Here is a 13,418-nt window from a genome sequence, read left to right as displayed (position 1 = left end):
TATTTTAATAGGCTATGCGGTAAATTTGTAAGACAACTAAGTGATTGAATAATGAACAAAACAGAATTCTACGCGGATCTGAACCGCGATTTTAAGGCATTGATGGCGGGTGAGACCAGCTTCTTAGCCACTCTGGCAAATACTAGCGCATTGCTGTTTGAACGTCTCTCTGACGTGAACTGGGCCGGCTTTTACCTCCTGGAAGGCGAAACGCTGGTGCTCGGCCCGTTCCAGGGCAAACTGGCCTGCGTGCGTATTCCGATAGGGCGTGGCGTATGCGGCACGGCGGTGGCCGAAAATCAGGTCCAGCGTGTGGAAGACGTTCATGCGTTTGACGGGCACATTGCCTGTGACGCCGCCAGTAATTCTGAAATCGTTCTGCCGCTGGTGGTCAAAAATCAGATTATTGGCGTTCTGGATATCGACAGTACGGTCTTCAGTCGCTTTACAACCGAGGACGAACAGGGGCTGCGCGAGCTGGTGGCGAATCTGGAAAACGTACTCGCCGCAACCGATTATCAAAAATTCTTTGCGAGCGTCGCAGGATAATCAACGGATAACGTAGCATTTACTGATAGCGTCATTATAATGACGCCTGTTCATGCCTGCGCTTGTTGGCAACGTCCGTTGTAATCAGGAAATTTCATGGAAAATCAACCTAAGTTGAATAGCAGTAAAGAAGTTATCGCATTTCTGGCCGAGCGTTTCCCGCAGTGCTTCAGCGCGGAAGGTGAAGCTCGTCCCCTGAAAGTCGGTATTTTTCAGGATCTGGTGGCGCGTGTTGAAGGGGAAATGAACCTCAGCAAAACTCAGCTGCGTTCCGCCTTACGTCTTTATACTTCGAGCTGGCGCTACCTGTACGGTATCAAAGCTGGCGCGACCCGCGTGGATCTCGACGGCAACCCGTGTGGTGAGCTGGACGAGCAGCACGTTGAGCACGCGCGTAAGCAGCTTGAAGAAGCCAAAGCACGCGTTCAGGCACAACGTGCAGAACAGCAGGCGAAAAAACGCGAAGCCGCAGCGGCAAACGGCCAGGAAGAAGCGCCTCGTCGTGAGCGTAAACCACGCCCTGCGCCGCGCCGTCACGATAATAACGATCGCAAACCGCGTGCAGACAAACCAGCAGCAAAAGCCCCGCGCGCCCCTCGTGAAGAGCCGCGCCATACGCCGGTTTCTGACATTAACGCCCTGAGCGTAGGTCAGGCGCTGAAGGTAAAAGCGGGTAACAATGCTATGGACGCCACCGTACTGGAAATCACCAAAGATGGCGTTCGTGTACAGCTGACTTCTGGTATGTCAATGATTGTACGCGCAGAACACTTGTTGTTCTGAAACGGAGGCCAAGCCTGGCATGAACACTTTTTTTAAGCTCACCGCGCTGGCGGGCCTGTTTGCCATAACAGGTCACGCTTTTGCAGTGGACGATATCACGCGTGTTGATCAAATTCCGGTTCTCAAGGAAGAGACGCAGCACGCGACGGTGAGCGAGCGCGTGACCTCACGTTTTACCCGCTCGCACTATCGTCAGTTCGATCTCGATCAGGCCTTTTCGGCCAAAATCTTTGACCGCTATCTGAACTTGCTGGATTACAGCCATAACGTTTTGCTCGCCAGCGATGTCGAGCAGTTCGCTAAGCGCAAATCCGAGGTGGGTGACGAGTTGCGTTCAGGCAAGCTGGATCTGTTCTACGATCTCTACAACCTGTCGCAAAAGCGCCGTTTTGAACGCTATCAGTACGCGCTGAAAGTGCTGGAACGTCCGATGGACTTCACCGGCACTGACACCTTTAATCTGGATCGCAGTAAAGCACCCTGGCCGAAAGATGAAGCCGAGTTGAATGCGCTGTGGGACGGTAAAGTTAAATACGACGAACTGAGTCTTAAGCTGACCGGCAAAGACGAAAAAGAGATCCGTGACACGCTGACGCGTCGTTACAAATTTGCCATTCGTCGTCTGGCGCAGACCAACAGTGAGGATGTTTTCTCACTCGCGATGACCGCCTTTGCGCACGAAATCGATCCGCACACCAACTATCTCTCTCCACGCAACACCGAACAGTTCAATACTGAGATGAGCCTGTCTCTGGAAGGTATCGGCGCGGTGCTGCAGATGGACGATGATTACACGGTGATCAATTCCATGGTTGCGGGTGGCCCGGCATCCAAAAGCAAAGCGATTAGCGTAGGCGATCGCATTGTGGGTGTAGGACAAACAGGCCAGAACATGGTCGACGTGATCGGCTGGCGTCTCGATGACGTGGTTGCGCTGATCAAAGGTCCGAAAGGCAGCAAGGTTCGTCTGGAAATTCTGCCTGCCGGTAAAGGCACCAAAACCCGTATTGTTACCTTGACCCGCGAGCGTATCCGTCTGGAAGACCGCGCGGTGAAAATGTCGGTGAAAACCGTGGGTAAAGAGAAGGTGGGTGTTCTGGATATTCCTGGCTTCTACGTGGGGCTGACTGACGATGTGAAAGTTCAGCTGCAGAAGCTTGAAAAACAGAACGTCAGCAGCATTATCATCGACCTGCGCAGTAACGGCGGCGGGGCGCTGACTGAAGCGGTTTCACTCTCCGGTCTGTTCATTCCATCTGGCCCGGTGGTTCAGGTGCGTGATAACAACGGTAAAGTGCGAGAAGATGCCGACAACGACGGTGTGGTCTACTACAAAGGCCCGCTGGTGGTCCTGGTTGACCGCTTCAGTGCTTCCGCGTCTGAAATCTTTGCCGCTGCAATGCAGGACTATGGTCGCGCGCTGATCGTTGGTGAGCCAACCTTCGGGAAAGGTACCGTTCAGCAGTATCGCTCTCTGAATCGTATTTACGATCAGATGCTGCGTCCGGAATGGCCTGCGCTGGGCTCGGTTCAGTACACCATTCAGAAATTCTACCGCGTGAACGGCGGCAGTACGCAGCGTAAGGGCGTAACGCCGGACATCATGATGCCGACAGGCACGGAAGAGACGGAAACCGGCGAGAAGTTTGAAGATAACGCCTTGCCGTGGGACAGCATCAATGCCGCGACCTACGTGAAAGCAGGTGATATGACGCAATTTGGCCCAGAACTGCTGAAAGCGCATAACGACCGCATCGCGAAAGATCCGGAGTTCCAGTACATCATGAAGGACATTGCACGATTCAATGCCCTGAAAGATAAGCGGAATATCGTTTCTCTGAACTACGCACAGCGTGAGAAAGAGAACAACGAGGACGATGCAACCCGCCTGGCGCGTATCAACGATCGCTTCAAGCGCGAAGGCAAGCCTCTGCTCAAGAAACTGGACGATCTGCCAAAAGATTACCAGGAGCCGGATCCGTATCTGGACGAGACGGTGCATATCGCTCTCGACCTGGCGAATCAGGAAAAAGAGAAACCAGCCGTACAGCCCGCTCCGGCAAAATAACCTCCCAACAGGCACAAGAAATTGTGCCTGTTTCTTTTTGTTCTGCATCCTTCCGTCAGCCAGATTTCCAATTGTGTAAAGTTGTGTCTTTCTGGTGACTTACGCCCGCCGGATGCTTGAAAATAGCCGTAATACCCATACGATGTGGGTAATCGCATAGTGCGTTTTGTTAAACTGAGGTAAAAAGAAAATTATGATGCGAATCGCGCTCTTCCTGCTCACCAACCTGGCGGTCATGGTGGTTTTCGGGCTCGTGCTAAGCCTGACAGGAATTCAGTCGAGCAGCGTTCAGGGTCTGTTGATTATGGCGCTGCTGTTTGGTTTTGGTGGCTCGTTCATCTCCCTGCTGATGTCGAAGTGGATGGCACTGAAATCGGTGGGTGGTGAGGTTATTGAACAGCCGCGCAACGACATGGAACAGTGGCTGATGAATACGGTGGCTCAGCAATCCCGTCAGGCCGGGATCGCCATGCCGCAGGTGGCGATTTACCATGCCCCGGACATCAACGCTTTCGCCACGGGCGCCCGTCGCGATGCGTCACTGGTTGCCGTCAGCACCGGATTGCTGCAGAACATGAGCCGTGACGAAGCCGAAGCGGTTATTGCCCACGAAATCAGCCATATCGCCAACGGTGACATGGTGACCATGACCCTGATTCAGGGCGTGGTGAACACCTTCGTAATCTTCATCTCCCGTATTCTGGCGCAGATCGCGGCTGGCTTTATGGGCGGAAACCGTGACGAAGGTGAAGAGAGCAACGGCAACCCGCTGATCTACTTCGCCGTTTCGATGGTTCTGGAACTGGTATTCGGTATTCTGGCCAGCATCATCACCATGTGGTTCTCCCGCCACCGTGAATTCCACGCGGATGCCGGCTCGGCGAAGCTTGTTGGTCGTGAGAAGATGATTGCCGCGCTGCAGCGTCTGAAAACCAGCTACGAGCCGCAGGAAGCGAACAGCATGATGGCCTTCTGCATTAACGGTAAATCCAAATCGCTGAGCGAGCTGTTTATGTCTCACCCGCCGCTGGATAAACGTATCGAAGCGCTGCGCAGTGGGGAATACCTGAAGTAACGCTAAGAACCCTAATAAGCCGGGCAGGAGAACACTCCGCCCGGTTTTTTTTATGCCTGAACTTTGGGCTGGGTCACCCGCAGGCCGCTGATGACCGCCGCGAGGGAAGCAAGGGCTCCCGCGGTGAGAAGCGCAACGTGGTTGCCGTTTTGTCCGGCGAGGTTAAACATCAGGGCAACCAGTGCCGCACCTGTGCTTTGCCCCAGAAGGCGCGCGGTCCCCAGCATGCCGCTGGCACCACCGCTGCGATGGCGCGGCGCGGAGGTGATAATGGTGTGATTGTTAGGAGACTGGAACAGGCCAAACCCTGCGCCGCACAGGATCATGCGCCAGATGATGTCCAGATCGGTTGGCGATGACGGTAGCAGAGCCAGCGCGAACAGGCCTGTCGCCATCACCGCCAGCCCCAATGCTCCCAGTAAACCGGCATGGACGCGTTCAATTAAGTAACCTGCCAGCGGAGCCATCACCATGGTCGCCAGCGGCCAGGGGGTTAACAGCAGGCCGGTCTCCACTTCTGAACGGCCGATCGCGCTCTGCAGAAAGAAGGGCAGAGAAACCAGAGCCAGCATCTGGGCGCAGAACGAGCAGACGGACGTGCAAATGGAGAGGGAAAAGAGGGGAATACGCAGCAGATCGACCGGCAGTAAAGGCACGGGGAGAGTGAGCTGGCGGCGAACAAAGAAGAAGCCGATCGCCAGCAGGGCGATGAGCTCCGCGCCGGTAAGCATCAGAGACTGTCCCTGCGCAAAGCCGCTCAGCGCCGTAATCAGCAGGCCAAAGGTCAGGGCATTCATCACCGCACTCGCCACATCAAAGCGCGGCATGGTGCTTTTAGGGCCGTTAGCGGGAAGAAAGCGCAGGGCAAAGAATATAGCGACAATGCCCAGCGGCACGTTAATAGCAAACAGCCATTGCCATGACGCAACGGAAAGGATCGCCGCCGCAATAGTTGGCCCGGCGGCGGAAGAGACGGCGACAATAAACGAGTTTATCCCCATGCCGCGTCCCAGATGACGCTGCGGATAAATTAAGCGGATCAACGCCGTGTTTACGCTCATGAGCGCCGCGCCGCCAAAACCCTGCGCAATGCGGGCAAGCGTCAGGGTATGCAGTGAATCTGAAAGGGCGCATAGCAAGGACGTGAAGGTGAAAACCACCAGACCGCACTGATACACCCGACGGTAACCGAACATATCGCCCAGGAAAGAGAACGAGAGCAGGGAAACCACAATCGCAATCTGATAGGCGTTAACGATCCATATCGAACTGGCGGGAGAGGCATGCAGGTCGCTGGCGATGGTTGGCAGGGCAACGTTCGCGATTGCGCCGTCAAGGACGGCCATTGAGATACCGATAATGATGGTCGCTATAGCGCCATACCGCTGGGGTAAAGGCAGGCCATCGGAAAGGGTCTTTTCCATTAGGATTAAAAAAGCTCAGCGTGAAATTATTCTCAGGGTAACTATTTTAGCATTGTTACAGCCGCGATATGTCGCAGATTTGTAACGAAGTAAACGCGGATTGATTGCAGGTGACATGACGGGAACTTATAATAAAAACCGGTTCTGATTTTTATAAAACACTCTCTATGAGGTGGTAAATGGCTATTGCGGATTTGGATAAACAGCCAGATTCTGTTTCTTCCGTGCTGAAGGTGTTTGGCATCTTACAGGCGCTGGGGGAAGAGCGTGAAATAGGTATTACAGAGTTGTCGCAGCGCGTGATGATGTCTAAAAGCACCGTATATCGCTTTTTACAAACCATGAAGTCGCTGGGCTACGTTGCCCAGGAAGGCGAATCTGAAAAATACTCTCTGACGCTGAAGCTGTTTGAGCTGGGCGCTCGTGCGCTACAAAATGTTGACCTGATCCGCAGCGCTGATATCCAGATGCGTGAAATCTCTCGCCTGACCAAAGAGACCATCCATCTCGGTGCGCTGGATGAAGACAGCATTGTTTACATCCATAAAATCGACTCCATGTACAATCTGCGCATGTACTCGCGCATTGGTCGTCGCAACCCGCTCTACAGCACCGCGATTGGTAAGGTTCTGCTGGCCTGGCGCGATCGTGAGGAAGTGAAGCAGATCCTCGAAGGCGTGGAATACAAGCAAAGTACCTCGCGAACCATTACCAGCACGGACGCGCTGTTAACGGTGCTCGATCGCGTACGCGAGCAGGGGTATGGCGAAGATAACGAAGAGCAGGAAGAAGGGCTGCGCTGCATCGGTGTTCCGGTGTTTGATCGTTTTGGCGTGGTGATCGCGGGCTTAAGTATCTCCTTCCCAACCTTACGCTTCTCCGAAGAGCGCCTGCATGAGTATGTGGCTATTCTGCACACTGCCGCACGTAAGATTTCTGAACAAATGGGTTACCACGACTACCCGTTTTAATCTCTGCTCGCATAAAAAAACGCCGCATCTGTTGCGGCGTTTTTTATATCAGTCATGTCACCGGCTGATTAGCCATTATCAATCACGACGGATGTCTTTCGCAGGACCGGACAGTTGGTCAAGCCAACGATCCCGCTGTCAGTATGCAAATATTGCGCAGTGCTCACGCCCTGTGCCGTTAAATATTTACATTGAATCCCTAACCCGGCTGCGTTTTCGGTGCTTCCCACAAGCACGCCATAACCCGTGAGCAGAAGGCCAATCCAGACGATAGCCAGTGCAATAATTGTTCGAATAATGAAGCGCATCATTAACCTCTTTTGTCGTTGTTATCATAAAGCTAGCGTAAACGGTTTACACGATGAAACAAGTGCAGGATTCTGAAAAAAGTGCGATGGCGGTACAGTTAGTCCTTGTTTAAGATAAGCGTGTTAACCTCGTTACATCAGGTTTTTAGACGGAGTGTGGAGTGAAAAAAATACGCTGGGTAATTCTGATTATCGTGCTGATAGCGTGCGTGGTGTTATGGACGCAGACGATCAATGTGATGTGCGATCAGGATGTACAGTTTTTTAGCGGCGTTTGCGCAATCAATAAGTTTATTCCGTGGTAATACGCATTTTTTCTCAAGGTGATTTCCTTCCTTCGCGCCAGTGGTAAAATAGACGTTTTTATTGAGGTGGTGAAATGGGTGAGTTACTGAATTCAGGGCTGCTGAATATGGCATCCCTGATGATTTCTTTGGTTGTTCTGCTTGTGGGCCTGGTCATTTGGTTTTTTGTGAACCGCGCCAGCTCCCGTACTAACGAGCAGATTGAACTGCTGGAAGCGCTGCTCGATCAGCAAAAACGTCAGAATGCGCTGCTGCGCCGTCTGTGTGAGGCTAACGAACCGGAAGAGAAAGACGCGCCGAAAGACGCGGTCGCTGAAGATAGCAAAGACGAAGACGACTTTATCCGCCTGGTGGCTGAGCGTTAATCTTTTTAGGCTGGGAGGTGGCTGTGGTCTGGAAAAATCCCTGGTATGACCCCTCCCTGAAACATCACACCCCGAACGGTTTTTGTAATACCGATCCTGTCGGACATCAACCCGGCGATCTTGACCGTTGGCGTAAAGCGCGTAAAGAGGCCGGTTTACCGAAGCCACCCGCGCTGGGCTATGAAGACTTTATCCAACAGTGGTGGCAACCGGTTGAGCTTACACAACCTCATGAAGATGGGGTATGGTGGCTGGGACACGCGAGCGTAATGCTGCAGCTGGACGGCAATATCATCCTTACCGATCCGGTTTTTTCACAGCGCGCTTCTCCGCTCCCTTTCCTGGGACCCCAGCGCAAAACGCCTCCCGCGCTGTCAGTCAGTCAACTCAATCAGCTTGATGCGGTCGTCATCTCCCATAATCATTACGATCATCTTGATGACGCGACCATTCGCCGTATTCTCAAACGCTTCCCTGAGGTCAGTTTTTTTGTTCCGCTGGGCCTGGCCGACTGGTTTCGCCGCCGGGGGGCAAAACGCGTGGTTGAGCTCGACTGGTGGCAGAGCTTCACCTGGCAGGGGATGACGCTGACCGCCGTACCGGCACAGCACTGGAGTATGCGCACGCCATGGAACCGCAATCGCTCATTATGGTGCGGCTGGGTTATGGAAGGTCGACATCATCGTTTCTGGTTTAGCGGAGATACGGGGTATTCGCCTGAACTGCTGTTGATACCTGAACGCCTTGGCCATATCGATGCTGCCGCGTTACCAATAGGTGCCTATGCTCCACGATGGTTCATGGCTGTCCATCATATGGATCCGCAATCTGCGGTGGCATTGTGGCAGCAGCTGGGTTGTCCTTTGGCGTTTCCCATTCACTGGGGCGTGTTTGAACTGGCAGACGAAGCCCTTGATGAACCTGTGCGGGAGTTAACTGACGCGCTAGATAATTTAGCACCAGTTAATCATTCTTTCAGGATACTGAAAGTTGGTGAATATTTATCCTTATAAACGAAGCGATAAAGGAGTGCATATATTCTGCCTGGAAACGCGTGCAGGATTGTTTTATTTTTATCGAAACGTTTTGCTTGCCTTCTTTTGATGCAGAGTCATAAAAATTTCATTATTTTGGTGCATAACACTATTTAATAGTCGGTGCATTTTAATACAGTTCGGCGCGGGTTATTAACAGTGTTTTTTCTCTGAAACAATTTGGTCGCGTTACAATGATTTAAGCATAAGTTTTCACAAATTGTTCTAACTCAATCAGGACGTAAGATTTCTTTTCCCGTTTGCTGGACGCTTCGTAATGATTGAGCTATGTTAAAAAAGTCTTAGATTACAGCGCTTGTGAAAGCAACGCTGGGTCTTTGTTACGCAGCAGAGCTGTCTGTAAGTGATGCGCATAATTGTGCAAAACCTGACAGGCACTGTTCGAATTTGTGCGGCGGATCGAGACATGTTTAAAAATGGCTTGCCATATTAAACATAGTGTGTGATAACACGTTTTGGGTCAAACGAGGTACAGTTCTGTTTATGTGTGGCATTTTCAGTAAAGAAGTCCTGAGTAAACACGTTGTCGTTGAATACCGCTTCTCTGCCGAACCTTATATTAGTGCCTCATGCAGTAATGTCTCAGTTTTATCTCAGTTAATGCCTGCGGGCTAAGAAAACACTCTAAGGAATTTTGCAAAATGGCAAAGATTAAAGGTCAAGTTAAGTGGTTCAACGAGTCTAAAGGTTTTGGTTTCATTACTCCTGCTGACGGCAGCAAAGACGTGTTCGTACACTTCTCTGCAATCCAGGGTAACGGCTTCAAAACTCTGGCTGAAGGCCAGAACGTTGAGTTCGAAATTCAGGACGGCCAGAAAGGCCCAGCTGCAGTTAACGTAACTGCTATCTGATCGAACCGCTGCTGACTGAAGCGCTTAGCACTTCAATCTCAGACATAAAGCCTCGCATAATGCGGGGCTTTTTTATGTCCCTTATCTTTCAAAATATTACCATTGGCGGTCTTGTTAGTAACTTGTTGCAAAGCTGCGATGTTAGTAGCACTGTTTTGCCACCTTAAACCCATCTTTTCCCGTTAAATCAGGGCGTTGTTTAACAGTCCTGGGGTTCAGGTGAAGAAGAAATTGATAACGACCGCTGGCAATTTCACGCCAGCGCGTTTTGTGCTGCTCTGTTTAGCTATTTTTTGTAGTCTGGCTTTTTTGCTGGGCCGCGTTGCCTGGCTGCAAATCATCAAGCCTGACAATCTGGTGAAGCAGGAAGATATGCGCTCCCTCCGCCAGCTGGCGATTGATGCGCCGCGGGGCATGATAATGGATCGCGAAGGTCGCCCCCTGGCGGTGAGTGTGCCCGTCCGGGCCGTCTGGGCCGATCCTAAAACGGTGCTGGCAAAAGGGGGCGTTGGCATTGACGAACGCTGGCAGGCGTTGGCAAACGCGCTGCATCTCTCCCTGGGCACACTTTCGGCGCGAATCAACGCCAACCCGCAGGGGCGTTTTATTTATCTTGCCCGTCAGGTCGATCCCGCACAGGCGAAGTGGATCGATAAGCTGAATCTGCCCGGTATCAATTTACGCGATGAATCCCGCCGTTTTTATCCTGCCGGTCATGTGGCAGCGAACCTGATTGGCTTTACCAATATTGACGGGCAGGGCATTGAAGGCGTGGAAAAAAGCTTCAACGCGCAGCTGACCGGCAAGGCCGGAGTGCGGCAGGTAAGGGAAGACCGCTATGGTCGCGTGGTTGAAAACCTGACGGAAGTGGCGCCTGCACCGGCGCATAACATCCAGTTAAGTATCGACGAGCGGCTGCAAACCATCACCGAAGATGCGCTCGATAATGCCGTGGCCTGGAACAAGGCCGAGTCTGGTGCATCGGTGCTAATTAATATCCCAACCGGGGAAATACTCGCCATGGCGAGCTATCCGGATTTCAACCCCAATAATCGGGAAGGCGCGACGATAAACGATTTTCGTAATCGCGCGATCAGCGATACGTTCGAACCCGGTTCGACGGTCAAGCCGCTGGTGCTGATGACGGCCCTGCAGCAGGGCCTGGTCCAGCCGGACAGCGTGATTGACACTCACCCGTATACCCTTGACGGGCATCGTATCCGCGATGTGGGCTATTATCCTGAACTGACGATGACCGGGATCCTGCAAAAATCGAGCGACACCGGCGTATCCCGACTCTCCCTGGCAATGCCTGTCCAGCATCTTATTGATACCTATAGAAACTTTGGGTTTGGCACGAATACGGGGCTTGGCTTAACGGGCGAGAGCGCGGGGCTGTTGCCAAATCGTAAATACTGGAGCCAGCTCGATCGTGCGACCTTTGCCTTCGGCTACGGGCTGATGGTGACGCCGCTCCAGCTGGCGCACGTCTACGCCACGATCGGCGGCTTCGGGCTCGAGCGACCTCTCTCGATTACGCGTATTGATCCACCCGTTATCGGGCACCGCGTCATGCCGGAAGAGATCGCGCACGAGGTGGAACACATGATGGAGAGCGTTGCTCTGCCCGGCGGCGGGGGCGTTAAGGCAGCCGTTCGCGATTACCGGGTGGCGGTGAAAACCGGTACGGCAAAGAAAATTGACGACAGCGGAAAGTACGTCGATAAATACGTCGCCTATACGGCCGGCGTTGCGCCTGCCAGCGATCCGCGCTTTGCTCTGGTGGTGGTCATTAACGATCCGCAAAATGGGGCCTACTACGGCGGTGCCGTTTCCGCGCCTGTCTTCAGCGAGATTATGGGTAACGTGCTGCGTCTGGAGAATGTGAAACCTGACGGGTTACCGGCGGGTTCCGACCACCTTATCGTTATGCGTTAACCGGGCGTTTATAACCAGGGCGAATAGCGGTACACTTCGCCCTTTGATTATGCTCCGGAGTCACCATGTCCTTCAGCTGTCCCCTTTGCCACGCCCCCCTGACGCATTCAGATAAAAGCTATACCTGTCCGCAGGGGCATCAGTTTGATATGGCAAAAGAAGGCTACGTGAATCTTCTGCCGGTGCAGCATAAGCGCTCCCGCGATCCAGGCGACAGTGCAGAGATGATGCAGGCGCGTCGTGCGTTTCTGGATGCCGGGCACTATCTGCCGCTGCGGGAGACCGTCGCGCAGATGCTGAATGACATCCTGCCGGGTTCAGCCACCGCCATGCTCGATATCGGCTGCGGGGAAGGGTACTACACCGCACGGTTTGCCGGGATCGCACGCGAGAAGGGCGCGTTGACATTCGGTCTGGACGTGTCGAAAGTGGCTATTCGCGCGGCGGCAAAGCGTTACGCGGACGTGACGTTCTGCGTGGCATCCAGCCACCGGCTGCCGTTTGACGATGCCAGCATGGATGCGGTTATCCGCATTTACGCGCCCTGCAAGGCGGAAGAGCTGGCTCGCGTGGTGAAACCGGGCGGATGGGTCGTAACCGTGACGCCGGGCCCGCGTCATCTGATGGAGCTGAAAGGCCTGATCTACGACGAAGTGCGTCTGCATGCCCCTCATTCTGAACAGCTGGCCGGTTTTAGCCTGAAGCAGGAGCAAAGCGTGGCGTATGAAATGACGCTTAAAGGGGAAGAAGCAACCGCGCTGCTGCAGATGACGCCGTTCGCGTGGCGGGCAAAACCGGAAGTGTGGGAAGCGTTAGCTCTACAATCAATATTTAACTGCCAGACGGATTTCAGTATCCACGTCTGGCAGCGCGAAGATTAACCGGCGAAGTGTGCCCAGAGGATCTGGGCACCAATGCCAATCAGCACAATTCCTCCCAGGATCTCGGCGCGTTTACCCAGCAGCGGGCCGATAAACCGTCCGACCATCATGCCCAGCGTGGACATAATCAGCGTTGCGCAGCCGATGGCCAGCGCGGTGGCGATAATATTGACCTGCAGGAATGCCAGACCGACGCCGACGGCCATCGCATCAAGGCTGGTGGCAATCGCCGTGGTGACCAGCAGCCAGAACCCGTGGCGGTGCTGCGGTTCCTCGTCTTCATCATCACCGCCGCGAAAACCTTCAATCACCATTCGGCCACCGAGAAACACCAGCAGTACGAAGGCAATCCAGTGGTTCCACTCCAGCACGAAATGGCTGGCGAGCATGCCAAGTCCCCAACCGATAAGCGGCGTCAGCGTTTCGATAGCGCCAAAAATGATGCCGGTACGCAGGGCTTCTGAGAACTTAGGTTTGTGGAGCGTGGCGCCTTTTCCGATGGAAGCCGCAAAAGCGTCCATGGACATGCCAAAAGCGAGGAGAATCGTAGCGGAGATATTCATAACAGCGTCCAGACCGGGGATATCCATATGACACATCACTGCCCCCAGTAAACAGCAGTTGATGTATCTATGGTCTCGCCTGATCGCGCCGCACATAAGATGTGCTGTCAGCGATCCGTACGCGCCACGTTTTTCAACGAGTATGTTGACACGTACATTTCCTGAGAACAGGAAATCGGCTACTCCCCAACGACGGGCGCAACCTTAACATATTTTGAGAATATAAAACAACAACGAAGAGGAATTATTTAAAATGCTTGGTGATAACGATTTTCATTTGTC

The 13,418-nt window shown here is 53.2% G+C and carries 14 protein-coding genes, 1 pseudogene and 1 riboswitch; of the genes and pseudogenes, 12 read left to right on the top strand and 3 right to left on the bottom strand.

The features are described from left to right. Nucleotides 1-51: 51 nt before the first annotated feature. The 4 genes from ACMGGX_RS01245 to htpX all read left to right on the top strand — a co-directional run bounded on the left by ACMGGX_RS01245 (nucleotide 52) and on the right by htpX (nucleotide 4,475). Nucleotides 52-549 carry a GAF domain-containing protein gene (locus ACMGGX_RS01245; protein ID WP_420297927.1) on the top strand — a complete coding sequence of 166 codons (498 nt, stop codon included), beginning with the start codon at nucleotides 52-54 and terminating at the stop codon, nucleotides 547-549. 96 nt (nucleotides 550-645) lie between these two features. Next, on the top strand, nucleotides 646-1,332 hold the full coding sequence (gene proQ, locus ACMGGX_RS01240) for an RNA chaperone ProQ (protein ID WP_023336085.1): 687 nt from the start codon (nucleotides 646-648) through the stop codon (nucleotides 1,330-1,332). Between the two features lie 19 nt (nucleotides 1,333-1,351). Beyond that, entirely contained in the window at nucleotides 1,352-3,400 is a 2,049-nt protein-coding gene (prc, locus tag ACMGGX_RS01235; protein WP_029741991.1) for a carboxy terminal-processing peptidase, read from the top strand. A gap of 193 nt (nucleotides 3,401-3,593) precedes the next feature. Beyond that, a complete protein-coding gene (gene htpX, locus ACMGGX_RS01230) occupies nucleotides 3,594-4,475 on the top strand; it encodes a protease HtpX (protein ID WP_014884290.1) in 882 nt (293 codons plus the stop codon). A 50-nt stretch (nucleotides 4,476-4,525) separates the two neighbouring features. On the opposite strand, the gene ACMGGX_RS01225 is transcribed toward htpX, so the two are convergent. Continuing rightward, a complete protein-coding gene (locus ACMGGX_RS01225) occupies nucleotides 4,526-5,899 on the bottom strand; it encodes an MFS transporter (protein ID WP_420297926.1) in 1,374 nt (457 codons plus the stop codon). A 179-nt stretch (nucleotides 5,900-6,078) separates the two neighbouring features. Between ACMGGX_RS01225 and kdgR the strand changes: the two genes are divergently transcribed. Continuing rightward, nucleotides 6,079-6,870 carry a DNA-binding transcriptional regulator KdgR gene (kdgR, locus tag ACMGGX_RS01220; RefSeq protein ID WP_023312208.1) on the top strand — a complete coding sequence of 264 codons (792 nt, stop codon included), beginning with the start codon at nucleotides 6,079-6,081 and terminating at the stop codon, nucleotides 6,868-6,870. 68 nt (nucleotides 6,871-6,938) lie between these two features. Here the strand turns inward: kdgR and ACMGGX_RS01215 are convergent, their stop codons facing one another. Further along, entirely contained in the window at nucleotides 6,939-7,178 is a 240-nt protein-coding gene (locus ACMGGX_RS01215) for a YobH family protein (RefSeq protein ID WP_023312207.1), read from the bottom strand. A 161-nt stretch (nucleotides 7,179-7,339) separates the two neighbouring features. Between ACMGGX_RS01215 and mgrB the strand changes: the two genes are divergently transcribed. From mgrB to rlmA, 7 genes and pseudogenes are all read left to right on the top strand, one after another. Then, nucleotides 7,340-7,483 carry a PhoP/PhoQ regulator MgrB gene (mgrB, locus tag ACMGGX_RS01210; RefSeq protein WP_006175995.1) on the top strand — a complete coding sequence of 48 codons (144 nt, stop codon included), beginning with the start codon at nucleotides 7,340-7,342 and terminating at the stop codon, nucleotides 7,481-7,483. A gap of 74 nt (nucleotides 7,484-7,557) precedes the next feature. Further along, complete coding sequence (locus ACMGGX_RS01205; RefSeq protein WP_029741994.1) at nucleotides 7,558-7,848, top strand: YebO family protein; 291 nt, start codon at nucleotides 7,558-7,560, stop codon at nucleotides 7,846-7,848. Nucleotides 7,849-7,871: 23 nt separating this feature from the next. After that, on the top strand, nucleotides 7,872-8,861 hold the full coding sequence (locus ACMGGX_RS01200; RefSeq protein ID WP_348561368.1) for an MBL fold metallo-hydrolase: 990 nt from the start codon (nucleotides 7,872-7,874) through the stop codon (nucleotides 8,859-8,861). A 525-nt stretch (nucleotides 8,862-9,386) separates the two neighbouring features. Next, nucleotides 9,387-9,531 (top strand): annotated as a pseudogene (locus tag ACMGGX_RS01195) (DUF2627 domain-containing protein). A 13-nt stretch (nucleotides 9,532-9,544) separates the two neighbouring features. Continuing rightward, nucleotides 9,545-9,754, top strand: a complete 210-nt coding sequence (gene cspE, locus ACMGGX_RS01190; RefSeq protein WP_001062678.1) for a transcription antiterminator/RNA stability regulator CspE — start codon at nucleotides 9,545-9,547, stop codon at nucleotides 9,752-9,754. A gap of 219 nt (nucleotides 9,755-9,973) precedes the next feature. Next, nucleotides 9,974-11,692, top strand: coding sequence for a peptidoglycan glycosyltransferase FtsI (gene ftsI / locus ACMGGX_RS01185; protein WP_045355990.1), 1,719 nt, complete (start codon nucleotides 9,974-9,976; stop codon nucleotides 11,690-11,692). Nucleotides 11,693-11,757: 65 nt separating this feature from the next. Next, entirely contained in the window at nucleotides 11,758-12,573 is an 816-nt protein-coding gene (gene rlmA, locus ACMGGX_RS01180; RefSeq protein ID WP_063439330.1) for a 23S rRNA (guanine(745)-N(1))-methyltransferase, read from the top strand. Here the strand turns inward: rlmA and mntP are convergent. Further along, nucleotides 12,570-13,136, bottom strand: coding sequence for a manganese efflux pump MntP (mntP, locus tag ACMGGX_RS01175; RefSeq protein WP_348561365.1), 567 nt, complete (start codon nucleotides 13,134-13,136; stop codon nucleotides 12,570-12,572). The genes rlmA and mntP overlap by 4 nt on opposite strands. A 10-nt stretch (nucleotides 13,137-13,146) precedes the next feature. Continuing rightward, a riboswitch (yybP-ykoY riboswitch) is annotated at nucleotides 13,147-13,336 on the bottom strand. Nucleotides 13,337-13,418 lie beyond the last annotated feature (82 nt).

Source organism: Enterobacter sp. BNK-29 (assembly GCF_048684785.1).
Classification (GTDB): Bacteria; Pseudomonadota; Gammaproteobacteria; order Enterobacterales; family Enterobacteriaceae; genus Enterobacter; species Enterobacter cloacae_M.
This window is presented reverse-complemented; position numbering and strand designations above follow the sequence as displayed.

Excerpts from the sequence above, each read along its gene's own strand:
- ACMGGX_RS01245 (WP_420297927.1), top strand. The coding sequence starts at position 52 with ATGAACAAAACAGAATTCTACGCGGATCTGAACCGCGATTTTAAGGCA.
- proQ (WP_023336085.1), top strand. The coding sequence starts at position 646 with ATGGAAAATCAACCTAAGTTGAATAGCAGTAAAGAAGTTATCGCATTT.
- prc (WP_029741991.1), top strand. The coding sequence starts at position 1,352 with ATGAACACTTTTTTTAAGCTCACCGCGCTGGCGGGCCTGTTTGCCATA.
- htpX (WP_014884290.1), top strand. The coding sequence starts at position 3,594 with ATGATGCGAATCGCGCTCTTCCTGCTCACCAACCTGGCGGTCATGGTG.
- ACMGGX_RS01225 (WP_420297926.1), bottom strand. The coding sequence starts at position 5,899 with ATGGAAAAGACCCTTTCCGATGGCCTGCCTTTACCCCAGCGGTATGGC.
- kdgR (WP_023312208.1), top strand. The coding sequence starts at position 6,079 with ATGGCTATTGCGGATTTGGATAAACAGCCAGATTCTGTTTCTTCCGTG.
- ACMGGX_RS01215 (WP_023312207.1), bottom strand. The coding sequence starts at position 7,178 with ATGCGCTTCATTATTCGAACAATTATTGCACTGGCTATCGTCTGGATT.
- ACMGGX_RS01205 (WP_029741994.1), top strand. The coding sequence starts at position 7,558 with ATGGGTGAGTTACTGAATTCAGGGCTGCTGAATATGGCATCCCTGATG.
- cspE (WP_001062678.1), top strand. The coding sequence starts at position 9,545 with ATGGCAAAGATTAAAGGTCAAGTTAAGTGGTTCAACGAGTCTAAAGGT.
- rlmA (WP_063439330.1), top strand. The coding sequence starts at position 11,758 with ATGTCCTTCAGCTGTCCCCTTTGCCACGCCCCCCTGACGCATTCAGAT.
- mntP (WP_348561365.1), bottom strand. The coding sequence starts at position 13,136 with ATGAATATCTCCGCTACGATTCTCCTCGCTTTTGGCATGTCCATGGAC.